Source organism: Pandoraea sp. SD6-2, from assembly GCF_000389825.1.
Taxonomy (GTDB): Bacteria; Pseudomonadota; Gammaproteobacteria; order Burkholderiales; family Burkholderiaceae; genus Pandoraea; species Pandoraea communis.
This window is the reverse complement of sequence record NZ_KB944435.1, coordinates 19,743-42,896: the sequence shown is the minus strand read 5'-3', so window position 1 is coordinate 42,896 and position 23,154 is coordinate 19,743. Positions and strand designations below refer to the sequence as shown.

Sequence of the window (23,154 nt, the reverse complement as noted above, 5' to 3'; positions counted from 1 at the left end):
CGGCCGTAGCAGGAAGAGAAAGCGCGGCAAGGGGCGGCAGTCCGCGCCTTGCCGTGACATCAATGCGATTTCGGGCGTTCCGGAGAATATAACGCACGCCACCCAAGAGTATCGTGATCTGCGACAAGTTGCGTGCGGGCGTCGTCCTCGCCAGCGAAGACGGGTTACCGCGAGGGCGTGGGGATTCCCTTAACAGGCGGGAGCGTGGGGACGGTGGGCGGCGGGGAGGGCTTGCGGGCGAGCCAACTGATCCGGCGGAACGGCTGTTCATGGCCGGACAGCGTCAGCGCGATGTGGGTAATCCAGCGCTGCGTTGGCACCTGCTCGCCATGCAGCCACATCACGAGTACGAACAGACTTGCCGCCATGGGCAGGGTCTTGAGTTCGGGCGCTTCCTCGCGGCGTGTGAACCATGCAAAGGCCGCGCAGACGGCGAAGCCGACGGCACAGCCCGCCGCCGACTCGGAAATCGAGTGCGCCGAGAGCGCCACCCGCGACACGCCGACAGCCACGCTGCCCGCCATTGCGGCAGCCATGCCAAGCACCCGCCACGGCCACGCGAAGCGGCGCAAAAGCAGCCAGGCGATAACCGGGTAGACCGTCGCGGCGAGCATCGTATGGCCGCTGACCCCGGTGAAATCGAGTTCGCGTACGCCGAGTCCCCAGCCGAGGAACATGACCTTGGAGACCGCGACGACGAGCGCTCCCGCCCCAAACAGCGCCACCCATGTGAAGGCTATGCGCCAGGCACGGGCTGAGAGCAACCAGAGGGTCAGGGCGGCAGCGGCGGGCACCGTCACAGCGGCACTGCCGAAATTGGTAATGGTGATCCAGGAGCTAAGCATGACTTCCGAAAGACGGCCCGACGGCAGAGGGCCTCGGGCGAAAGCGCTATCTTACGCGCGCCACCGCAATTGGGAGAAAGCGTGACCCCGGACGGCGCGGACCGATAGGGTCAGACACATTTTCCGGCGAATCGTTCGGCGCGGTCCGGCGGTTCGGATGAGACCCGTCACGCGGGGCATTGCGACCTGAGGTCAGCCCCCGTTGGATTCGACGGGTGATCCCGGCGGCGAGGGCATAGTAGGATGGCCGCGGATGTGGCCCCCCGACATATCGGTTGAGGAGATTTCATGGTTTTTCACCCGGCGCACGAGACGCCGCCCCGCACGCGCAACGACGGTATCGATCTGTTGCGCGGCTTGTCCATTCTTTTCGTGGTCGTGCATCACCTCGCGCTCAGGTTCCGTTTGCCGCTCGGCCCGAGTCTGTTGGGCGATGTACTGCCCAAACGCGTAATCGACGGCCTGAGCTTCAACGGCTATGAGGCCGTGTTCGTGTTCTTTGTGATCTCCGGCTTCGTCATTACGCGCCGTTCGCTGGAACGCTACGGCTCGCTCGACGCATTGCGCTGGCGTCACTTCTACGCCTTGCGTGCCGCGCGCATCTTTCCGCTCCTGCTGTTGCTGCTGGCCGTGCTTGCCGTCATGCACTGGATGGCTGTACCGGGCTTCGTCATCAACAAGCCCGGGCAATCGCTCGCCGGTGCGCTGGGCGCCGCGCTGACCATGACGCTGAACTGGTACGAGGGCCGCACGAACTGGCTGCCCGGTGCGTGGGACGTCCTCTGGTCGCTGTCCATCGAAGAGTGCTTCTATCTGACCTTTCCGCTGCTCTGTCTGGTGCTGCGAGGCCCCTGGCGCGTGCTTGCGCTTGTCGCGTTGGCCATGTCGCTACCGTGGACGCGTGCCGCACTTCAGGGCAACGAAATCTGGCAAGAGAAGGCGTACCTGCCCGGCATGGCGGCCATCGCATGGGGTGTGCTCACGGCATTGGCCATGCAACGGGTGACGCTTCCGCGCGGCGCGGCAAAGTTTGCCGGCGCCGCAGGCGTGGCGGGTTTGATCGCCGTGGTTTTTTTCGGCGACGTGCTGGGAGGGCTGCTGCACGATTTCATCATGTTGTTGCTTTGCGTGAGCGCCGCGCTCTGGCTCGCTGCCGCACATGGGTCGACACGTGCCGTGCCGCGCGGGTTAGGGTGGCTCACGCAAATGGGCCGATGGAGCTACGAGATCTATCTGAGCCACATGTTTGTCGTGCTGGCCGTGACACCGGCCTATCTCGCGATGGCCGGCGGCGACATGCGCTGGACATTCCTCGTCTACCTGCCGGTGCTGGTGGTATGCACGATTCTCGGCGGGGTGCTGCATCGCTATGTCAGTGGTCCGGTGGCGCGGCGTCTGTCGCGCTATCAAGCGCACTCGTCCGAGCGAGCGCCGCTGATTCGGCGCGTTTGAATCGCCCGGTTGTATCGGCTACGTTAGGCACGTTCCTAAATGGCGGCGTTCTAGTCGCCATTGATGCCAATTTTGGGCGTTTCCCCGCAAATTTTCGCTCGTTCGCCCCGTAGACTGCGTCGTTTCCGAATTTATTTTCCGAGCGATGTCTTTCTCTTTTCCTTCCTCCAAGCGCAGGTGCGCCGCGTTGGACGGCGGCGGACCAAGCCTGCTGGGGCGGGGCGAAGGCCATCGCTCCCGCTGGCATGCCGTGTGTGTCTGGCTGTGCATGGCCATGCCGCTCCCCGCGATGGCTGGCGTGGGCAGTACGAGTGACGCATTGCGTCTGCACCCGCGCCCGACGCCGTCGTTTGCGTTCTCGCACGTCGCCGTTCCCACGCCGACTGCGGCGTCTCGTTATTCGGTCTGCGGCAAGGTGACGGCGCTTTACCCGATGCCGGCAACCCCCGGTGCTGTGCGCTGCCGCACGGTCGCGCTGATGGCGCGGCCGAATGCCTTCTCGCCGACATCTGCGCCGCGAGCGTCGAAGTCCCTTGTCATGCCGGTAACCTATTCTCGTATCTCGTCCGATTACGGCACGCGTTACCACCCGGTGACACGTGTCAAGCATTCGCACACGGGCATCGATCTTGTCGCGCCTCACGGCGCGCCGGTGCGTGTGGTTGCACAGGGCGTGGTGAAGACCATCGGTTATGAGCGCCGCGGGTTTGGCCGTTATATCGTGATCGATCACCGCTACGACAACGAGACGATCTACGCCCACTTGTCGGCCACGGCGCGCGGATTGCGTGTCGGTCAGACGGTCAGGGCGGGCGACGTGATCGGCGCGGTCGGCAAGACCGGCATGGTGACAGGGGCGCATCTGCATTTCGAACAGCGCAGGCAGGGCGTTCCGGTTGACCCGCGTCCGCTGCTTCGCCGTACGGCAAGGGCGAGCGAGGTGCATACGGTTACCGATAACGGTTGCCATAACCTGCTCGACGATCTGGTGGCGTGCCATTCGCCGGGGCGGGCGTGGGCAACCGACCGCTGGCAGTATTCGCCGCTCTGAGCGCCAACATCGACGCCCGGCTTCCGGGAATAAAACGACATACCCGCTGGTAATACGTATAACGGCGCTCCCGAAACCCGTCGTGGTGACGGGCCGGGCAGCGTACCTATCGAGCGGAGGTGTGTCATGAGTCGCAACGAGAACGACAAGCCGGACGTCACGTCTGACGATGCCCACCCGGTCCCGCAGGGGGAGTCATCGCCGGCGATGTCACGGCGCAGGGCGATGGCCTGTCTCGCGTGGGCCGGCGCAGGCATTTTGTGGACGCTCGACGGTGGGGTGCCGCGCGGCATATCGCTTGCGGCATCTGCCGGCGCGGCGGAGATGCCAGCCCGCCACGCGTTGACCTTCGTGCAGATCAGCGACAGCCACATCGGATTCAATAAGGCGCCCAATCCCGATCCGGCAGCCACGCTGCAATCCGCCATCGAGCGGATTCGGGGTGCGTCCGAACGCCCTGCGTTCATGCTCCACACGGGCGACGTCAGCCATCTCTCGCGCCCCGAGGAATTCGACATCGCGCAGCAGATCGTGAACGGCGCGGGGCTTGAGACTCGCTACGTGCCCGGCGAGCACGACGTGATCGGTGACGACGGCCGCACATTCTTCGCGCGCTTCTCGCCCGACACCAAGGGGGTTGGCTGGTACAGCTTCGATCAACAGGGCGTGCACTTCGTGGCGCTCGTCAACGTACTCAATCTGAAGGCCGGGGGGATGGGCTATCTCGGCGACACACAACTCGCCTGGCTCGCGGCCGACCTCAAGGGGCGCTCCCATAGCACCCCGCTCGTCGTGTTCACGCACATGCCGTTATGGTCGGTCTATCCAGCGTGGGGCTGGGGTACCGACGACGGCGATCGCGCGCTGGCTTTGCTTCGGCCGTTCGGATCGGTCACGGTGCTCAACGGGCATATCCATCAGGTACTGCAGAAAGTGGAGGGCAACGTTCGCATGCAAACGGCAATGTCGACCGCATTTCCACAACCCGCGCCCGGCGACGGTCCGGGCCCCGGACCGTTGAAAGTCGACCCCTCGCAACTGCGGCAGACCCTTGGCATTCGTCGCGTCGACTTCACGACACTCGACGGCGCGCCGTTGCTTGGCGACACCACGTTGGCGTCCTGACCCCCATCGTTTCCGGAGCCCTCCCATGAAATCGATTCTCCTGAACACTCGGCGGCGCGTATGGCTCAGTCGCGTCGCCATTGCGGCCGCAGGCATGCTCACACTGACCTTGCCCGCGCTGTCGAACGCCGCCGACGCGGATACCGTCCATATCGAGCACTTCACGTTCTCTCCCGCGACGCTCACCGTGCGCGCGGGTACGCGTGTAACGTGGACTAACCGCGACGACGAACCCCACACCGTGACTAGCTCGGGCAACCCGCGGGCGTTTGCGTCGGGGGCGCTGGACACCGACGGCACCTTTGCCTTCACCTTCGACAAACCGGGGACGTATCCCTACTACTGCGCGATTCATCCGCACATGACCGGCGTGATCGTCGTGAAATAGCCGTCTGCCAGGGTAGATGTGATTCAATGAGCGCAGTGACGTCGCAGCGGCGGCGTCAGGCCGATTGACTCGGGCAATGCGTTGCCCGTTCTCGGGAGACCCCGGTGAGCGACGCTGAAAAACCCGGCGCGCAAGCGTCAGGACGGTTTGAAACTCTGGCCCTGCCGCATCTCGATGCGGCGTACAACCTTGCGCGATGGCTGTCGGGCAGCGCGAGCGATGCCGACGACATCGTGCAGGAAGCCTTCCTGCGCGCGTTGCGCTTCTTCGACGGCTTTCGCGGCGAGAGCGCGCGTGCGTGGCTGCTGGCGATCGTGCGCAATACGTGGCTGACGGAATGGCGTCGTCGCTCCGATGCGGCGGATGGGACGCCGTTCGATGAAGCCACGCATGGCCTGCACGGCGATGCGTGGCTGCCGGGGTGGGACGACACGGCGCCCGGTGACCCGGAGATGCTGGCGGTGCGCCGCGACGAATGCGCGTTGGTGCGCGACGCACTGGCCGCGTTGCCGGTCGTCTTCCGTGAGGTGCTGGTGTTACGCGAGATGGAGGACATGAGCTACCGGGAAATCGAGACGATTCTGGGCGTGCCGGCGGGCACGGTCATGTCGCGTCTGGCACGCGGCAGACAGATGCTGGCGATCGCCGTGCGCGCCGCGCAGGATGCCGCACACAAGAACACTGCCGCGACGCCGAACGCGCCGTCGGCGCAAATCACTCGTCTCACACGCCAGCCGCTCGACGGCACCACCCGGGGAGGACGCGATGAATAAGCCCGACGAACCCAACGATACGACCTCCGCGAGCGACATGAAGGACAAGACCGGTGACACGACGCCGGGCGTGAGCGCGGCGCTGGCCGCAACGGCTGCCGAAGCCTCAACACTGGGCAAGCTGCTGCGCGACGGCTCATTGCGTCACTATGCCCCTCAGTCGTTGCGCGAACGTTTGCGTGACGAACTGGCGCATGCTGAACGTCACGCGAGTCCTGCCACCGGCGCGATCGCGTCGCCGTCGGCATCGCCGCTGCCCGAAATGAAACCCGACGTCAGGTCAACCAAGGCAGGCACGCCCGCCAAACCCCCGGAAGCGGCGTGGGGGCTCAGCTTGGCGCCGTGGTTGTTCGGCGGGGCGGGCGGTGCGATTCTCGGCGGCTTGGCCGTGGCGATGGCGTTGCTGGTGGCGCGCCCGCCCGCACCGCCGCAAGACGCGCAAGAGATGCAGGCGACAACCGGGCTGCAACCGCAAGAGATCGTGGCGAGTCATGTTCGTGCGCTGCTGTCCCAGCATCCTATCGACGTCATCTCGACGGATCAGCACACCGTCAAGCCGTGGTTCAACGGGCGCATCGATTACGCGCCGCCCGTCATCGATCTGTCAGCCAAGGGCTTCCCGCTCGAAGGGGGACGACTCGACTACGTGGGAGGCCGCACTGTCGCCGTTCTCGTCTATCGCATGGACAAGCATCCGATCGATCTCTACGTGTTCCCGGCACGCGACAAGGGGGCGGCGGCGCCGACGATCACCGGTGCCGATGGGTACGCGATAGCGCGCTGGCGGCGCGGCGGCATGACGTACTGGGCGATCACCGACGCCGAAGCGTCGCATCTGCGCGTGTTCGTAGAGGCAGTGCAGGCGGCGACCTGATATCTTGCGGCTATCGCCCGATACCCCCAGGAGGCCGTCATGCCGCAAGTCCTATCGCCGAATGCCCCGGTGAATCCCGCCTGGCAAGCCGCGCAGTACGTAAAGTTCGAAGACGAGCGCACGCGTCCCGTGCGCGATCTCGTCGCTGCCATTCCCACCCTTGCGGATCGTGATGTCGCACGTGTGGTCGATATCGGTTGCGGGCCGGGCAATTCCACAGAAGTGCTCGCCGCGCGTTACGCGCAGGCCGATGTGCTTGGGTTGGATAGCTCGCAGGACATGGTGGATGCGGCGCGCCTGCGCCTGCCGCAGTTTCGCTTCGACGTGGCGGACATCGCCAACTGGAAGGACGGCCCGTTCGACGTGATTCTCGCCAACGCGGTGTTGCAGTGGTTGCCCGATCACGAAACGCTGTATCCGCGCCTGATCGGCTGTCTGGCGCCCGGCGGCTCACTCGCCGTGCAGACGCCCGACAATCTCGACGAGCCCGCGCATCGACTGATGCGCGAAGTCGCGACCGATTCGCGTTGGGCGGCTGCGCTCAAAGGCGTGGAGCGCACGGCGCGACATGGCGCGACATTCTACTATCCGCTGCTGCGCGCGGTGTGCTCGCGCGTCGACATCTGGCGCACCACGTACTATCACCCGCTGGCGGGGGGCGCGCCGGCTATCGTGGAATGGTTCAAGGGCAGTGCGCTGCGGCCGTTTCTCGCGAAGCTCGACGCGGCGTCGCGAGAGGCTTTCCTGACGCGCTACACCGACGAAATCGCGAAGGCCTACCCTGCGCTGGCTGACGGCACGGTGTTGTTGCCGTTCCCGCGGCTCTTCGTGGTCGCCACGCGCTAATCGTGCCAGCGGGCCGTGTCAGAGGCGCAGGCAGGGGGCGGTGTAAAGTAGCGGGCATGAATGCCCTGTACCCACCCATTCAGCCGTTTCGCAATGCCCCTCTGTACTGGCGCTCGTCGCTCGTGCCGGGCGGCGACATGTTGACAGCCGAATACAACGACCACACCTTCGCGCCGCACTGGCACGATGCGTATGCGTTCGCGTGCATCGTAGCGGGTGCCGAGCGCTACGCCTATCGGGGTGGCGAGCATGTGGCGGAGGCCGGGTCGGTCGCCATTATTCATCCCGGCGAAGTGCATACCGGTGCGCGCGAAACCGATTTCGGGTGGCGCTACCGGGTGTTCTATCTGCCGGTCGGCTTCGTGCAGGGGGTGCAGCGTCAGTTGACCCACCCGTTGCCGGGATTGGCGTCACCGGACGACGCCTTGCCGTGGTTTGGCGAGAGCGTCATTGACGACGATCAGGCCGCGCAGCGGCTGATTACGGCGCACCGTCTGCTGCAGGCCGGTGCGGATGCGTTGGTGGCCGAGAGCGTGTTGATCGAGGCTGTGTCGATGATGTTGATCCGCCACGCGCAGGCACGCTTGCCGGAGGTGCCGGTGCATCGCGACGCCGTACGCGTCGAGACGATGAAGGCGCGACTCTCGACCGATCTCACCGAGCCGTTGTCGTTGACGACGCTGGCCGAAGCCGTCGATCTCTCGCCGTTTCACGCGGCGCGATTGTTCTCGCGCGAAACGGGCCTCGCGCCGCATGCGTGGCGCAATCAGTTGCGTCTGGTGCGAGCGTTGCCCGCCTTGCGTGCAGGGGCGTCGGCGACCGACGCCGCCGTGGCGCAGGGGTTTAACGACCTTTCGCACTTCACGCGTTACTTCCGGCGCGCGTTCGGCGTGTCGCCCGGGAAGTGGAGTGTGCGGCCGGGAGCATGACGTCAACGGTTATGGCGCTGGCCGCATCGTGCACCCACGTCAGGAAGTCTCGTAACGGACGCGACTTGTCGGCGTCGCGGGGCACCAGTGTGACGTACGTCGCCCCCGTCACCTGAATCGCTGGAAAGGGCATGACCAGACGGCCGGCGGCCAGCTCGCGATCGAGCATCGGCTTGCTGCCGATCCCCAGGCCCAGTCCGTCGATAACCGCCTGCAAACTCACGTGATAGTGGTCGAAGCGATGAAATCGTACCGGCCGCAAGGCGGGCACTCCGGCGGCGCTCAGCCAGTCCTCCCATGCGCCGACACGGGTCTGTGTCGCGATGAAAGCGTGTTTCGCAAGATCCTTCAGGCGACGCAGCGGCCTCGCATCCAGCAGCGCGGGCGCGGCGATAACACTTGACTGCTCGGTGAACAGCACGGCCTTTTCGTACGGCTGCCACTCGGGACGCGGCGGTGGGTCGCGCCGGATCGCGACGTCGAATCCGCCGCGAAACGCGGGGTCGGCACTGCTCGATGTGGTCACCACGATCTGCACGTCGGGGTGCGACGCGTGGAACGCGGGCAGCCGCGCGATCAACCAGTGCATGGCGAGCGTGGTCTGGGCATTCACGCGCACAATCCGTGTTTGCGGTGCCTTGCCAAAGCGCACGGCGGCATCGTCGATACGGTCGAAGGCCGCACTGACCTCGGCGGCGAACGCCCGGGCGTGGTCCGTCGCGACGTTGCGTTGTCCCTGCCGGACGAATAACGTCTGCCCGAGCCAATCCTCCAGCAGCGCGATCTGACGGCTCACGGCCCCATGAGTAATCGACAACTCTTGCGCGGCGGCGCTGAGACTCTCTGCGCGAGCCGCAGTCTCGAAGACACGTAAAGCGTGCAGCGGTGGTAGCTGTCGGCGCGTCATCCTGACCCTTCATCGACGAAATAACTTGGGAACTGTGACTTTTTATCACAGAAGTCTTATCAATTTGTCGATGGTGTGAGCCGTCGTCATGCTTTATCGTCGTATCTGTGGCTCACGCGGCGCAGACGTCATGTGAGGAAGAAGGCAAACGACGAGGCGGGCATGTTGGCTGGTTTATTCGCGGGACACGCGTGGGGCATGATGTTGATCGCCGTCGTCGGGACGGCGGCGGGCGTGGTGAGCGGCGTCGTCGGCACCGGATCGTCGATGATGCTTCTGCCGGTGCTGGTCTACACGTACGGCCCGAAGCAGGCGGTGCCGATCATGGCGGTTGCCGCCATCGTCGGGAACATCTCGAAGGTGTTGGCCTGGTGGCGCGAGATCGACTGGCGCGCCGTGTTCGCGTACTCGTTGCCCGGCGCACCGGCCGCTGCGCTTGGCGCCCGCACTTTGTGGAGCCTGCCTGCAACGGTCGTGGACGTTGCGCTGGGTCTGTTCTTCATCGCCATGGTGCCGGTACGCCATTATCTGCAACATAACCAGCGGCGGTTGGCTCTCTGGCAGTTGGCGGCTGCTGGCGCCGTCATCGGTTTCCTCACGGGGATCGTGCTCTCCACCGGGCCGCTCAGCGTGCCGGCCTTCGTCGCGTATGGCTTGTCCGGCGGGGCCTTCCTTGGTTCGGAGTCGGCCAGTTCAGTGCTTATCTACGTCGCCAAAGTGCTGATGTTCTCGGACCTTGGCGCATTGCCGCCCGAGGCGTGGGCCAATGGGCTGATCGTCGGGATGACGTTGATGCTTGGCACCGTCCTCGGCAAGCGCTTCGTGCTGGGCCTTACCCCAGCCGTCTTTCAGCGCTTGCTCGATACGATGCTCGTCGTCTCCGGCGGCGTGATGCTCAGCGCCGCATGGCGTTGAGGGTTATGCCCGCTCGCGCCGGGCGGCCACCAGGTTGACCCCCAACCCGATGACCATGGCGACGCCGCCAACGATGAACAGCAGCGAATAGTTGCCCGACGTCGCAGCGAACAGGAATGACAATCCGTAGGCAGCACCCGCCTGAAGCGTCGCGAAGCTGGTCGTCGCGGTGCTCCACGCTGCCTTCTGCGAAGCCGGATGATGAGCGAGCAGCTCATTCACGCGTCCGAGCACCAGAGGCACGATTCCCGGCGTGAACGCCCCCATCACCATGCTGGAGACGATCAGCGCAGGCATGCCGAGGCCGAGTACCGGCAGCAGTACGGCACAGATCTGCGCGATATAAGCGACGCGCAACGCCCGTGCAAAACCAATGCGGTCGGCAAGATGCCCGACGAAGATCGGCCCGATGATCGCGCCCAATCCATACAGCACCCAATAGTTGGCTCCGGCATCGAGCCCCTTGCCCAGACCTCGTGCAACGTAGTCGACGAGGAAAATCATGTGCGGCACCAGCGCAACGGCATTCAGTGCGTATTCGATATAGAGCGAACGCAATGCGAGTGGGCTGGCCGGGCGGCGCCGCGCTTGCGCAGTGGCACCGGCCGCGGCGGCGGGGGCGCCGTCAGGCCACCCGCGCCATGCCACAGCGGTGAGTGCGAGCGAAAGCACGCCTAGGCCGATCCATGTTTGGGCAAGGCCTTGTCGCAGCAACAGCGGCACGAGCGTGCCTGTTGCGGCGATGCCCAGCCCGAGGCCCGCGAAGATCGCGCCACTGACGATACCGCGCCGCGACGGGGCAACGTGTGCCAGTACCGACGGCGCAGCGGTGACCATCAGCACCCCGCCCGAGAAACCCGACGCGAAACGCCAGAGGAAGAACCAGAGGAATGAGATGGGGAAGGCGCACGCGAAGAAGGCGACGACCGTCAGCAGCATCATCGTGCGCAGGATCGCGACGTTGGATGCATGACGGACGAGAACGCGAGCGCCCAGCGCACCGGCCAGATAGCCGCCGAGATTGGCGGCACCGAGGTAGGCGGCCGTGGCCGGGGCGAACCAGTGGTTGCCGATGATCGCCGGCAGCAGGGCCGTGTACGCGAAGCGGGCAAAGCCGATGCCGATGAGGCTGGCGCATGCGGCGCAGAGGGTGGCGCGCCAGGCGTTGAAGGGGGCAGACGTGCTGCCGCCGAGGACTGCATGGGACATGACGACTCCGGGGATGCCGCGCCGCGTCCGGCGCAGTCCGGTGCGGCGTGCAAAAAAGCGATGGAGTCAGTGTAGGTGGGTGCGGTGCGTCAGAGAACGAACACGCTTTGGAAGTCATTCTTCCGTGCGGCGTAACAATGGCGGCTGCGCAATGCAGGAATCCCGCGTCGCGAAGCGTCGCTCAGCCCCCGTTCGCCAGCTTGTACACGTGCGAAAAGTGCTTGCGCAGGCGGGGCACCGCGAAATCGACAAACGCTCGTACCTTGGGCACGGCCAGCCGTCCCTGCGGCGTGATGACGTGCACCGGCATGGGCGGATGTTCGAAGTTCTGCAGCACGATGCGCAGCGTGCCGTGCTCCAGTTCTTCGACGATGTGATACGTCAGCATGCGTGCCACACCGTGTCCGGCGACGGCCGACGCAATCACGGTTCGTATCGAGTTGGCGATCAGGCGCGGCGTGAATTGCACGACCTGCGGCACCGAGCCACGTCCTGTGGCCGGAAAGCGCCACGAATCGATACCGAAGTACGTCATGGTAACGATCTGGTGTCTTGAGAGATCGGCGGGCGTCTCGATAGGGGCGTGGGTGGCCAGATAGTCCGGCGAAGCGGCGATGACGCGCCGGACTTCGCCCACCGGCGTGGCGATCAGCGACGAGTCGGGCAAGTGCGCGACCCGTACTGCGACATCGACACCTTCGTCGATCAGGTTCACGGGCAGGTCGCTCAATTGCAGACGGATGATGACGTCGGGGTAACGCTCGATGAACGCGTCGGCGATCTCGCGCATGAACGTCTCGCCTGCAGCGAGCGGTACCGACACGGTGAGCAGGCCGCGCGGGGCCGAACGTTCGCCGGCCGCAATCACGTCGGCCTCGTCCAGATCGAGCAGGATACGGCGGCACGCGCTGGCATACCGCTCGCCAGCGGCACTCAGCTTGAGTGCACGAGTCGTGCGGTGGAGCAGGGCGGTGCCGGTGTGGGCTTCGAGATAGGCGATGGCACGGCTGACGGCAGCGGCCGAACGGCCGAGACGCCGGGCGGCACCGGCAAGGCTGCCTTCGTCGACGGTGGCGACGAAGACCTTCATTGCGTCGATTCTGTCCATGAGCGAGGCTGGATGAGGGGCCGCGGGCGAACCCCGGTAAGGCCGATGGGCAAGATTACCCTCAAATCCGGCATTGCGGCGACACTGGCGGGCGGATTTCCTGCCGGAGCGGATGTGCAGGATCGACTGACGGCGGTGGATCGTACGAACTGCTAAGCTGATCGTTCGCCAACGCAACGCTAACGCCATCACGCCCAAACACCATGAAAACACCCATCGCTTCGTGGCTTGCCATCGCCGCCACTGTCACCGCCGTTTCGGCCATCATGCCCCTCTCTGCTCACGCGGCCGATGGGATGCCGCCTGTGCCCGGCGCCGCATTGTCGGCCGCCGGCGTAGAAGGATTGAGTGCTTCGGCCGGCACGGCGCCCGCCGTGCCGGCGTCGCAGATGGCGGCCAACAAGCAGGTCGTGCTGGCGTTCTACGACGCCGGCCTCAATCGGAAGGATTTCGACGCGGCGCGACAGTATCTCGGCGCGCAGTACATTCAGCACAACCCGAACGCGGCCGATGGTGTCGAGGGATTCGGCAAGTTTCTTGAGTTCCTGCGCAAGCATCAGCCGGACTCGCGTAGCGATGTCGTCCGGGCTTTCGCCGATGGCGATTACGTGATCCTGCACGTGCGCAAAGTGCCCCGTCCTGGGGACCTGCCCATCGCCATCGTCGACATTTTCCGTCTGGACAAGGGCAAGATCGTCGAGCACTGGGATGTGTCGCAACAGGTGCCGGCCAAGACCGTCAGCGGTAACCCGATGTTCTGATCGGGCTGCTGTCGCCGTGCCTGGCACGACGGAGAACAACGGCTTGCCGTGTTCCAGATCGGCCGCCTCGTGTCCGTTTGTGAGCCCTGATATACGAAATTTGCGTCGTTTTGGTGCAAGCGCTCGACGGCGAACGGCCTTGCTGGGCGGGCGTTTGCGGGCGCATCGACGATTTCGTCGCGCGAACGCTCAAGTTTCGTCAAAAGCACTCGTTAAGTCTCGTCAGAGGTACCGAGAGAGACAGTGGCCTGCTGCGCGTGCCGGCAGCAGGTCGAAAATTACGATCTGCAAGACGACCCGCTCAATGCGCACAAGGCCATGTTCAAGAACCTGAGTATCAGCAAACGGCTCGCCGCCGCCTTTACCATCAATGTGGTCATGCTGTCGATCGTGGCCGTGGTTGCCGTGACGAAAATGGCGACGATGGACGCGAACACGCAAATCATCGTTTCCGATCTGAACAACAAGATTCTCGAATTTCACGGACTGAAGGATCGGGCGGCGAGCATCGCGGTGGTTCTGCGCGATATCGTGATGTCGGAAGACGCGTCGCAGCTCGATGCACGTCTGGCCCGGATCGACGAGTTGAACGCTGCCAACCTCAAGAGCATCTCCGGCATGGCGACGATCTTCTACACCGAGAAGGGCAAGGCGCTATACCGCACGCTGACCGAAGCCAGCGCCGAATACGGAAAACAGGTCGACAACATCAAGCGTCTTGTGCGCAGTGGCAACTACGCACAGGCGAAGACCGAACTGCTGGGGCCGGCGGAGAAGGCGCAGTCGGCTTTCTTCTCGCCGCTAGACGGTCTCATGGGCGTTGGCAAGGCCGTGAGCGCCAAGGAGGCCGCCGATGCGAATGACGCCTACACCTCTGCGCGGCTGTGGCTGCTGGTTGCACTGGTCGCCTCTGTCATCATCTCCGTGGTGTCGGGTGTGGCCATCGTTCGCTCGGTCACGCGCCCGGTGCGTGCTGCGGCGCAAGGGGCGACAGCGCTCGCCCATGGCGATCTGACCCATCGTGTGAACGCTGAGCACGCCGACGAGATCGGACAGATGGCGAACGCGCTCGACACGGCTGTCGATCAACTGGCGCATCTGGTGCGCAACATCCAGGGCGCGTCGGGCGCCATTGACCATGCCGCGCGCGAGATTGCGCAGGGCAACACCGATTTGTCGCAGCGAACGGAGGAGCAGGCCGCATCGCTGGAAGAGACGGCCGCGTCGATGGAAGAACTCACGTCGACCGTGCGTCAGAACGTGGAACATGCGATGCAGGCGCGCCGTTTGTCGCAGGAAGCGTCGGGCGTCGCCGATGCCGGGGCGCAGAGCGTGCGTGCGGTCGTCGAGACGATGCAAGCGATGGCCAGCGCCTCGGCCCGCATGAGCGACATGATCAAGGCGATCGAGGGTATTGCATTCCAGACCAATATTCTGGCGCTCAACGCGGCCGTGGAAGCTGCGCGCGCGGGCGAGCAGGGCCGGGGGTTCGCGGTGGTGGCCGGTGAAGTGCGCACGCTCGCGCAACGCTCCGCCGGCACGGCCAAGGACATTCGCGAACTGATTGCGACGTCCATCCAGCAAGTCGAGGACGGTACCTCGCGTGTGGAGGTCGCCGGTCGCACGATGGATCAGATCGTGGTGTCGGTGCGGCGCGTGAACGAGTTGATCGCCGAGATCGCCGCGGCGAGCGACGAACAGGCGCGCGGCATCGAGCAGGTCAATCAGGCTGTCACCCAGATGGACCAGGTGACGCAGCAGAACGCCGCGCTCGTGGAAGAGGCGGCGGCTGCGGCGGAACACATGCGTCAGCAGGCCGCCGATCTGGTTGGGCAGACCGCGAAGTTCCGGGTGGATGGCGACGGCAGCCCGCCGCTCGACGCGATGCAGCAAGCACCGATGCTCGCGGCATCGGCCGGTACGCCGTCGCATGCCGGCAATGCACTGACGGCACAGCGGCGAGGGCAGCGCGCAGCGGCCTGACGTCTGGCGATTTGTCTCGCGGCCAACGCCGCCTCTCACACTTCAGGCGGCATTGGCCGCCTGGGTGCCGAACGCAGTGTCGATGGCGGCAATCGCCTCCACCAACTGTTGCGCCAACGCTGGCGGCGCGCTCGTCATCGGTGCTCGCAATACGTCCATCAGCAGACCTTCGCGGGCGAGCCACGCCTTGATCGGGCCCGGATTCGCTTCGGCGAACAGCAACTTCACCACCGGCATGAGCGCGTGGAAGAGCGAGCGGGCTACATCGAGCTGCTGCGCTTGTACCGCACGATACAACGCCGAAAAAAGCGCTGGCCGGCAATGCGATGACGCGATGATCGCACCGTGTCCGCCCATCGCCAGCGTGGACAACAACTGATGATCCTCGCCCGCAAGGACAGACAAGCGGCCGTCGGCGATGAGCGCCTGCGTGGTGTAGGCGTTGCCACCGCAATCCTTGATCGCGCGAATGTTGCCGTGACCCGCGAGCGTGAGCAATGTCTCGAGCGTGAGCGTTGCACCGGTGCGATAGGGAATGTCGTACAGCACGAGCGGCGCACGCGAACGGTCGGCCAGCGTCTGGAACCAGTCAATAAGTCCTGCCTGGGATGGCCGGATGTAATACGGCGCGGGGGTCAATACGCCCGCGAGGGGCAGCGTGTTGAAGGCGTCCATGCACGCTAGCGTGTGGCCGAGATGATTACCCGCGAGCCCTGCAATCACGGGCAAATCACCGGCCTGCGTCAATACGGTGTCGAACACGGCGAGCTGTTCGGCGTGATCGAGGGCCGCCGCCTCGCCTGTCGTGCCGCAAATCACGAAGCCGGCAATGCCCGAGCGGCGGTAATGCGCGACGAGCCTGCGTAACGCGGCGTGATCGACGGGCGTATCTGCGCCGTTGCGCAGGAACGGTGTGACGAGCGGTAGCCAGATGCCGCGAAATGCTGGCGAACCGGACGAGGCCATCGATGAGATTTGGGATTGCGCGACTTGCATGAGTGTCTCCCTGGACGGTGCGAATGCAACGAACGTGTGGTGACCTGTACGGAAACCGTTCAGCAGGGCGATGCGCAGAGTCAGGCGCGTGGGAACTTCGGGGCAGGCGGGCCGGGTGATGCTAGGCGGCGCTACGCACGGGGCAGGACTGCCGGGTCCACGTGGCTGTTCCGTCGCTCAACTGACGGAACAGCACGCTCCGGTCAGTTGAGCGACTGTTTTTTGCTTTTGACGAACGCACCCCGCTGTCCCATCGGGACAACGCGCAAGCTTTGCGAGAGGCGGGCACTGAAATTCGTCATGTGGCGACTCTAAACGCTATGCGTGGGTGACGTCAAGCACGTTGACCGATAGCGCGTGAGCCATGGGGGTGTTCCCTTGGTTGCCAATTCGAATGTGTCAAGTGACAATCGGCGTCATCCCCCGGGCAGCGCAAAAAAGAATAACGGGGAAGTCTGCGGTGGGCAAAACCGATAAGCACTGGGACAAGATGGCAGCCAAAGTTGTGAAGTATTCGCGCGACGGGGTGATTTACTACGAAATTCGATGTGCTTTGCCCGACGGTACGAGTCACGGTGATGAAATATTCACATATTGAGATTCCCTTATGCTGGCCCGACGCTTCACGCACGTTCGAAATCAATGGAATTCGTAACAAAAGACGTCCTGGCAAGCTGTATGGAGTTGCTGCTGGACGCAGTGTTTCTCGTCAATCAGACCGGCACTCTGGTGTATGTGAGCCCGGCCTGTGAGCATATTCTCGGCTACTCGCCGCAGGAATTGATGGGGCGCTCGATGATCGATTTCGTGGCGAAGGAAGACCGCGAGCGCACGATTGACGAGTCGAAGCTTGTGATGTCGGGGCATCCGCGCATCGGTTTCGAGAATCGCTATATTCACAAGGACGGTCATTACGTCCACATCATGTGGTCTGCCCGCTGGTCCGGCGAGCATGGGCTGCGCATCGGTGTGGCGCGCGACGTGTCGGCGAAGAAGCACGCCGAAGCGTTGCAACGCGCGACCTATTCGATTTCCGAAGCGGCCCACGACGCGGCGGATGTCCGCTCGCTGTGCAAGGCCGTTCACGACACGCTCTCCACGCTGTTTCCCATTCACGCCCTCGTCGTTGCCACGTGCGACGGCGAACTGATGACGTGGGAGAAGGCGTATCAGTACCGCGAGAATGCCGACATACCGGTGCTTGACTGGTCGCAGACTGCGGCGCTTTCTACACGGGCGACGAATGCGCAGCAAGCGCAGTGGCGATTGATCGAGGCCACGCCCGGCGTTGGGCAGACCCCGTCGCCTGCACAGTGGTATGGCGAACCTTTCTCGCCCGACGAGGCCGTGGCGCCCGGAAAACATGCGTTGGCGGTGTTGCCGATGTACACGGCGCGGCGCGCGGTGGGCACGCTCATGATCTACGGTCCGCCTCGCGCGTTGCAGGCGGAGGCGGCGCAACGGTTGCTCGCGTTCGTGTGCGATCAGACGGCGTTGGCGATCGAGCGCAAGCAACTCATCGACGATCTCTACAAAGCCGCACGTTTCGACGAACTGACCGGCCTGCCGAACCGCCGCACATTCGGTGAATTCGCCAGTGAGGCCGTGCGCCGCGCGCAACGCACCAACGGGAAGCTGGCGCTGCTCTTCGCCGACATCGACGGATTCAAGGGGGTGAACGACAGCCTCGGGCATGCAACAGGCGACCTGGTGCTCAAGGAGATTGGGCGCCGCATGAAGGCGGGGGTGACGGAGGGCGGCTTTGTGGCGCGTCATTCCGGCGACGAATTCGTCGCCATTGTTCAGGACGTCGAGATCGTCGAGCGAATCGACTTTGCGGTGGCGCGTCTGCGCTCGGAGATAGAGCAGGCCGTCTCGGTAAACGACGCGAGCCTGGCCGTGCGCGTGAGTGTCGGTGTCGCGGTTTTCCCCGACGACGGCGAATCGATGAGCGAACTGATTCGCGTTGCCGATCAGCGCATGTATGCGAACAAGTCCGAGCGTAAGTCGGGCGGGGCCAGCTTTCTGGCGCGTCTGATGTAAGGCACACCGTGAAGCACGCTCAGACGCGTGCTCACCCGAGTGTCTGCGTCGGCCAGACCATCTCAATTTCGACGGCAATCGAGCGCGCCAGTCCGTCGAGATCCGGAAACAGCGACGCGTTCGTCACGTTCATCCGGTAAAGCCATTTCATTGCGTCCGCACGCAGCGCTGCGGGCATCACGATTTTGCGCAGCAGCGGCTCTTCGCTCTCGTAGCCGTCGAGAATACGATGCAGCGGCCGGTCGATCACGCCGGGCACCACCAACGTTCCCGATTGCGCGATCAGGCGGCCGTCCATCTCTTCCGGCTCGCCGAACCAGACCACGTCGTTGTCGTTGCCCAGAAAGTACTTTTCCATGTTCCCCTTGACGCGCGGATCGATCGTATCGCGGGTCAGCCATGGCGCATGACGCGGGCGGGCGCGGTCGTCGTACAGGGCGGGGGTGTTGAGGGCGAAGATGGCCGAATCGCTCGTCGCGCGCTCCAGCGCGAAGAAAGCCGCGACAAAGGGCGATTTGGTGAAGTCCAGCAAACGCGTGGGCGCGCCATGGTGCTGCATCAACCCGAGGCAGCGCAGGTCGTCGTGCAACAGCTCGGGCCATGGCACATGGTTATGCGCCTTGCGCCGGAAGATGCGGATGGCGCGCGCCTCACGACTGCGCCACTGCTCCTTGTCCGACACATAGGCGTGCAGATACCGGGAGAGCGAGCTTTGCAGATGCCAGCGCGCATCCTGCTGCCCGCGAAAGGCCCAACCTTCGAAGCGGGAGGACAATTCCATGAAATCCTTCCAGCTTTCGACGACGGTGGTGTCCATAGTGGGCGAAATCCTCGAGTTGGCGTGCAACGCCGCCATGACATTTTGTGAGCACGCCAAGGCACCGCAAGCGATGCATGGCGTCGGCCACTATAGTACGGCGTCTGTGACAGCTCAAGCGCGTGCGTCGTGCGGGCGCATTTACCCCGCCGTTTCAACGCCTCATGCGGCTCGCGAGTGCGACAGGGGTAAGGGGACACGCAATAGGCGTGAAATCAAGCCGCTCGTGCAGGGGTCAGATCGTTCTTGAGTGCCGCGAGTGCGGCTTGGGGCGTGAGGTCGGAGGTATCGAGCGTGATGTCGGCCAGCCGGTAAAGCGACTCGCGGGCATCGAGCATGCGGTGGATGTGTTCCAGCGCCTCGTTGCGTAGCGCTTCTGTGGCGATGCGGGCGTCGTTTTGCTGCATCACGCGCTGGAAGTGGACTTCGGGCCGGGCGCGCAGCCAGACGGTGCGAAATGCCCGGAGCACGCGCTCGTAGGTCGGCGCTTCGGAGACGATCCCGCCGCCTGTCGCGAGCACGACATGCTCGTGATCGGCAATGATCCGCTCGATGCATTGGCGCTCGATGCGGCGCATCGCCGCTTGTCCATACAGCGTGATGACTTCGCCGATGGCGATGCCGGCTTCACGCTCGACTTCCTTGTCCAGTTCGATGAAAGGCGCGCCGATGGCCTGCGCCAACTGTGGCCCGAGCGTCGACTTGCCCGCGCCGCGCAGACCGATGAGGGCGATGCGCTGTCCTGTGCGGCGTGCGTCGGTCACCCCCGGCACGACGATCTGACGGCGCAACCGCGAGAGGACTTCCGGCGGCTGTTGTCGCAGATATTCGACGAGGATCAGCAAATCGCCGTCATACGCGGTGCGCTCGGCCACGAGCGTTTCCACGCCCACGTTCAACGCTTCCGAGAGTTTGTGCAGGACAGCCAGCGAGACGTTGCCGGTGCCGGCCTCCACGCGGGCGAGATAGGGTAGCGAGACACCCGACTGCGCAGCGAGCTGCTTGCGCGTCATGCCGCGTTGCGCTCGTAGTGTGCGCACCTGTTGCGCCAACGAGGCCAGCCGCGACGACACGCCTGCTTCGGTGTCGTCGTCCAGATCAGGCGGCGCGGAGTCGGCGAGCGGTTTCCTCATGGGGCAACAGGCGGGAAGAGATGTTGCGATAAATATACTATGAGATATCAGTGGTGCAACCCGAGCATTCCCCATCTCACCCGTCATTTTTGTTGAATATGCATTAAATTGCCTTGTTTGGCTAAATATCCCTGTTAACCCTGAACTGCATTGCACAAATCGCGCAATACGGAAAATATCTTATAAGATACTTTCCAAGATTTGGAGCGAATGCAGACAATGACCTATCCCCACTTGCGCGTGCGCGTCGACGACGCCATCGCCTTCGTTACCCTTGAGCGCGCAGACAAGCGCAACGCGCTTTGCGACGCGGCCATCGATTCGCTCGAAGCGGTGTTTCGCGATTTCGACGACAGCGTGCGCGCCGTCGTCCTGAACGGTGCCGGCGAGCACTTCTGCGCCGGACTGGACTTGTCCGAAAACAGCACCCGCGATCCCATCGACGTGCTGCGCGTCTCGCAACGCTGGCACAAGGTGTTCCACGAAATTCAGTTCGGCGGCCGTCCGGTGGTCGCCGTGTTGCACGGTGCAGTGATCGGCGGCGGGCTCGAACTGGCGCTGGCCGCGCATGTGCGTGTCATCGAGCGCAGCGCATTCTTCCAGTTGCCCGAAGGCAAGCGCGGCATCTTCGTCGGCGGCGGCGCGTCGGTGCGCGTGGCGCGCATTCTCGGTCCGGACCGCATGACGGAGATGATGCTCACCGGCCGTCGCTACGACGCCGTTGACGGTGAGCGCCTGGGCCTCGGCCACTATTTGACCGACGCGGGTGCGGGGCTCGCCCTGGCGACACAACTAGCCCGCGAGACGGCGCAGAATAGTCCCTTGTCGAATTGGGCGACGATTCACGCACTGTCGCGCATTCACGACATGTCGATGGCCGACGGCCTGTTCACCGAGTCGGTGACGAGCGCATTGATGTTGGCCTCACCCGAGGCGCGCGAGCGCATGGAACGCTTTCTGGGCCGCGCGGCACGTTAGCCGCCGGGCCCACCCCCACGGAGACGAATGTGAAATACGACAACATTGAACAGGTGGCGGTCATCGGCACCGGTGTCATTGGTGCGAGTTGGGCGGCATATTTTCTGGCGCGCGGTCTGCGCGTGAGCGCGTGGGATCCGGCGCCTGGCGCTCGCGAGCGTTTGCGCGAAGCCGTCGACGCGGACTGGCCCACGCTGACGCGCATTGGCCTGTCGGCAGGTGCCTCGCGCGACGCATTGACGTTCCACGACACGCTCGACGGCGCGCTCGCCGGCGCCGATTTCGTGCAGGAGAACGGTCCCGAGCGCGAAGACCTGAAGCAGGATCTCTTCCGCAAGATGGACGCGGCATTGCCATCGTCCGTGGTGATTGCCTCGAGTTCGTCGGGCCTTCTGATGAGCCGCGTGCAGTCGGTCTGCGCACATCCCGAGCGTGTCGTGCTCGGGCATCCGTTCAATCCCCCGCATCTGATTCCGCTGGTGGAGGTCATTGGCGGCGAGCAGTCGTCGCAGGCAGCCATCGACACGGCGATGCAGTTCTACCGCGCCATCGGCAAGCGTCCGATTCATGTGAAGAAAGAGGTCAAGGGCCACATCGCGAACCGGTTGCAAGCCGCGCTTTGGCGCGAGGCGATCCATCTGGTCGATACCGGTGTGGCGTCCGTCACCGATATCGACGACGCGATTGCGTATGGTCCGGGTCTGCGTTGGGCTGCGCTGGGGCCGTTCCTCAATCTGCATCTGTCGGGCGGTGCCGGCGGCATTGCGCATCTGCTGGAGCATCTTGGCCCGCCCATCGAATCGTGGTGGGCAGACCTCGGCGAGCCGGTGCTGACGGATGACCTGAAAGCCCGTATCACGGCCGGCGTCGAGGCCGAACTTGCCGGACGGGACAACGCGGGGCTCGAAGCGCAGCGAGACGCCATCATCCTCGGCATTCTCGCGAGCAAGCGGTAACCGGCGTAGCCGGCGTCATTGTCATCAATGCCCCGCCACGTCGAATCCGTCGAATCGACGGTGGGGCCCCGAATTCAACGAAGGAGGAGACAGGCATGAGCAAACCGAAAGTCATCGTGACCATCGCGCCCACGGGAGGCATGGCGTTCAAGTCGCAGAACCCCCATCTGCCGACCCAGCCCGACGAGATCGCGCGCGACGTCTATGACTGCTACAACGCGGGCGCGAGCGTCGTGGCCATCCATGCGCGTCGTCCTGGCGACGACGGCGCGACGTGCGATCCGGCGATCTATCGCGATATCAACCGCCGCATTCGCGACAAGTGCGACATCGTTATCAACAACTCGACGGGCGGTGGCGTACACGGCGAGATGATCGGTCAGGCTGACAACGGCTATTGGGAAATCCTCTGGGAAGAGCGCCTGAAGGGGATGGATGCCGGCGCCGAGATGTGCACGCTGGACGCCACCACGATCATCGCGAGCTTCGGTGGCAAGGAAATCCTCATGCACACGTCACCGGAGCGCTCCAAGCATCTCGCCGTCGAGATGAAGAAGCGAGGCATCAAGCCGGAGTGGGAAGTCTTCAGTCCCACACACATCGTGCAGGACCTCGCCACGCTCACCGCAGCCGGCTTCGACGACGAGCCGTTCTTCGTGAACCTTGTGCTCGGCGTGCATCGCGGATTTCAGAACGCCATGCCGTACACACCGCGCGTTCTGCAATCGATGGTCGATCTGCTGCCCAAGGGAAGCATCTTCTGTGTGAGCGGCATCGGTCCGGCGCAGCTTCCGTCGGCAATGAACTCGCTGCTGCTGGGCGGTCACGTGCGCGTTGGTCTCGAAGACAACCTGTATTACGAGCAAGGCGTGCTGGCGACGAACCAGCAACTGACGGAGCGCGTGGTGCGCCTCGTGCGCGAGATGGGCTATGAGCCGGCGACGCCCGCCGAAGCTCGCGAAATCATGGGTTTGCCTCGCAATCGTGAAGTGCTGCCGGAGTTCGCCGTGCGTTGATCCGAGGTAGTGCGTCGCAAGCTGTCCGGCCCCAAAAAATGAAAAGACA

Annotated in this window: 22 protein-coding genes; 15 read left to right on the top strand and 7 right to left on the bottom strand. The window is 64.2% G+C overall.

Annotation, left to right across the window (positions count from 1 at the left end; genetic code table 11):
* Nucleotides 1–164: 164 nt before the first annotated feature.
* Nucleotides 165–845, bottom strand: coding sequence for a phosphatase PAP2 family protein (locus tag C266_RS09925; RefSeq protein WP_010807968.1), 681 nt, complete (start codon nucleotides 843–845; stop codon nucleotides 165–167).
* Between the two features lie 288 nt (nucleotides 846–1,133).
* Here C266_RS09925 and C266_RS09920 point away from each other — a divergent pair, with 288 nt between their 5' ends.
* From C266_RS09920 to C266_RS09885, 8 genes are all read left to right on the top strand, one after another.
* A complete protein-coding gene (locus C266_RS09920; protein WP_010807967.1) occupies nucleotides 1,134–2,297 on the top strand; it encodes an acyltransferase in 1,164 nt (387 codons plus the stop codon).
* A 268-nt stretch (nucleotides 2,298–2,565) separates the two neighbouring features.
* Nucleotides 2,566–3,348 (top strand): M23 family metallopeptidase, encoded by a 783-nt coding sequence (locus C266_RS26130; protein WP_010807966.1) that lies wholly within the window; start codon nucleotides 2,566–2,568, stop codon nucleotides 3,346–3,348.
* Nucleotides 3,349–3,555: 207 nt separating this feature from the next.
* Nucleotides 3,556–4,473: a metallophosphoesterase gene (locus C266_RS09910; RefSeq protein ID WP_036662492.1), complete on the top strand. Its 918-nt coding sequence runs from the start codon at nucleotides 3,556–3,558 to the stop codon at nucleotides 4,471–4,473.
* A gap of 25 nt (nucleotides 4,474–4,498) precedes the next feature.
* Complete coding sequence (locus tag C266_RS09905; RefSeq protein ID WP_010807964.1) at nucleotides 4,499–4,861, top strand: cupredoxin family copper-binding protein; 363 nt, start codon at nucleotides 4,499–4,501, stop codon at nucleotides 4,859–4,861.
* A 104-nt stretch (nucleotides 4,862–4,965) separates the two neighbouring features.
* Complete coding sequence (locus C266_RS09900) at nucleotides 4,966–5,634, top strand: RNA polymerase sigma factor (protein ID WP_010807963.1); 669 nt, start codon at nucleotides 4,966–4,968, stop codon at nucleotides 5,632–5,634.
* Nucleotides 5,627–6,508, top strand: coding sequence for an anti-sigma factor (locus tag C266_RS27890; RefSeq protein ID WP_010807962.1), 882 nt, complete (start codon nucleotides 5,627–5,629; stop codon nucleotides 6,506–6,508). The genes C266_RS09900 and C266_RS27890 overlap by 8 nt, the downstream gene beginning before the upstream one ends.
* Before the next feature lie 39 nt (nucleotides 6,509–6,547).
* Nucleotides 6,548–7,354, top strand: a complete 807-nt coding sequence (tam, locus tag C266_RS09890; RefSeq protein WP_010807961.1) for a trans-aconitate 2-methyltransferase — start codon at nucleotides 6,548–6,550, stop codon at nucleotides 7,352–7,354.
* A 56-nt stretch (nucleotides 7,355–7,410) separates the two neighbouring features.
* The gene (locus C266_RS09885) at nucleotides 7,411–8,283 is read left to right on the top strand and encodes an AraC family transcriptional regulator (protein WP_010807960.1); all 873 of its coding nucleotides are present in this window, start codon (nucleotides 7,411–7,413) and stop codon (nucleotides 8,281–8,283) included.
* Here the strand turns inward: C266_RS09885 and C266_RS09880 are convergent.
* Nucleotides 8,216–9,190: a LysR substrate-binding domain-containing protein gene (locus tag C266_RS09880; protein ID WP_010807959.1), complete on the bottom strand. Its 975-nt coding sequence runs from the start codon at nucleotides 9,188–9,190 to the stop codon at nucleotides 8,216–8,218. The genes C266_RS09885 and C266_RS09880 overlap by 68 nt on opposite strands.
* Before the next feature lie 162 nt (nucleotides 9,191–9,352).
* Here C266_RS09880 and C266_RS09875 point away from each other — a divergent pair, with 162 nt between their 5' ends.
* Complete coding sequence (locus C266_RS09875; RefSeq protein WP_010807958.1) at nucleotides 9,353–10,105, top strand: sulfite exporter TauE/SafE family protein; 753 nt, start codon at nucleotides 9,353–9,355, stop codon at nucleotides 10,103–10,105.
* Nucleotides 10,106–10,108: 3 nt separating this feature from the next.
* Here the strand turns inward: C266_RS09875 and C266_RS09870 are convergent, their stop codons facing one another.
* Both C266_RS09870 and C266_RS09865 read right to left on the bottom strand, forming a co-directional pair.
* Entirely contained in the window at nucleotides 10,109–11,314 is a 1,206-nt protein-coding gene (locus tag C266_RS09870; protein WP_010807957.1) for a YbfB/YjiJ family MFS transporter, read from the bottom strand.
* A 181-nt stretch (nucleotides 11,315–11,495) separates the two neighbouring features.
* The gene (locus C266_RS09865; RefSeq protein ID WP_036662431.1) at nucleotides 11,496–12,422 is read right to left on the bottom strand and encodes a LysR family transcriptional regulator; all 927 of its coding nucleotides are present in this window, start codon (nucleotides 12,420–12,422) and stop codon (nucleotides 11,496–11,498) included.
* Nucleotides 12,423–12,625: 203 nt separating this feature from the next.
* Between C266_RS09865 and C266_RS09860 the strand changes: the two genes are divergently transcribed.
* The gene (locus C266_RS09860; RefSeq protein ID WP_010807955.1) at nucleotides 12,626–13,183 is read left to right on the top strand and encodes a nuclear transport factor 2 family protein; all 558 of its coding nucleotides are present in this window, start codon (nucleotides 12,626–12,628) and stop codon (nucleotides 13,181–13,183) included.
* A 243-nt stretch (nucleotides 13,184–13,426) separates the two neighbouring features.
* Nucleotides 13,427–15,166 carry a methyl-accepting chemotaxis protein gene (locus C266_RS09855; protein WP_010807954.1) on the top strand — a complete coding sequence of 580 codons (1,740 nt, stop codon included), beginning with the start codon at nucleotides 13,427–13,429 and terminating at the stop codon, nucleotides 15,164–15,166.
* A gap of 42 nt (nucleotides 15,167–15,208) precedes the next feature.
* On the opposite strand, the gene dapA is transcribed toward C266_RS09855, so the two are convergent.
* A complete protein-coding gene (gene dapA, locus C266_RS09850) occupies nucleotides 15,209–16,162 on the bottom strand; it encodes a 4-hydroxy-tetrahydrodipicolinate synthase (RefSeq protein WP_010807953.1) in 954 nt (317 codons plus the stop codon).
* A gap of 642 nt (nucleotides 16,163–16,804) precedes the next feature.
* Here dapA and C266_RS09845 point away from each other — a divergent pair.
* The gene (locus tag C266_RS09845) at nucleotides 16,805–18,205 is read left to right on the top strand and encodes a sensor domain-containing diguanylate cyclase (RefSeq protein WP_081636236.1); all 1,401 of its coding nucleotides are present in this window, start codon (nucleotides 16,805–16,807) and stop codon (nucleotides 18,203–18,205) included.
* Between the two features lie 31 nt (nucleotides 18,206–18,236).
* Here the strand turns inward: C266_RS09845 and C266_RS09840 are convergent, their stop codons facing one another.
* Together C266_RS09840 and C266_RS09835 are read right to left on the bottom strand one after the other, a co-directional pair.
* Nucleotides 18,237–19,022 (bottom strand): FRG domain-containing protein, encoded by a 786-nt coding sequence (locus tag C266_RS09840; protein ID WP_010807951.1) that lies wholly within the window; start codon nucleotides 19,020–19,022, stop codon nucleotides 18,237–18,239.
* 215 nt (nucleotides 19,023–19,237) lie between these two features.
* Nucleotides 19,238–20,155, bottom strand: coding sequence for a helix-turn-helix transcriptional regulator (locus tag C266_RS09835; RefSeq protein WP_010807950.1), 918 nt, complete (start codon nucleotides 20,153–20,155; stop codon nucleotides 19,238–19,240).
* A gap of 219 nt (nucleotides 20,156–20,374) precedes the next feature.
* On the opposite strand from C266_RS09835, the gene C266_RS09830 reads away from it, so the two are divergent.
* From C266_RS09830 to C266_RS09820, 3 genes are all read left to right on the top strand, one after another.
* The gene (locus tag C266_RS09830) at nucleotides 20,375–21,133 is read left to right on the top strand and encodes a crotonase/enoyl-CoA hydratase family protein (protein WP_036662470.1); all 759 of its coding nucleotides are present in this window, start codon (nucleotides 20,375–20,377) and stop codon (nucleotides 21,131–21,133) included.
* 29 nt (nucleotides 21,134–21,162) lie between these two features.
* Nucleotides 21,163–22,089, top strand: a complete 927-nt coding sequence (locus C266_RS09825; protein WP_010807948.1) for a 3-hydroxyacyl-CoA dehydrogenase NAD-binding domain-containing protein — start codon at nucleotides 21,163–21,165, stop codon at nucleotides 22,087–22,089.
* A 95-nt stretch (nucleotides 22,090–22,184) separates the two neighbouring features.
* Entirely contained in the window at nucleotides 22,185–23,105 is a 921-nt protein-coding gene (locus C266_RS09820; protein ID WP_010807947.1) for a 3-keto-5-aminohexanoate cleavage protein, read from the top strand.
* The last annotated feature ends 49 nt before the right edge of the window (nucleotides 23,106–23,154 follow it).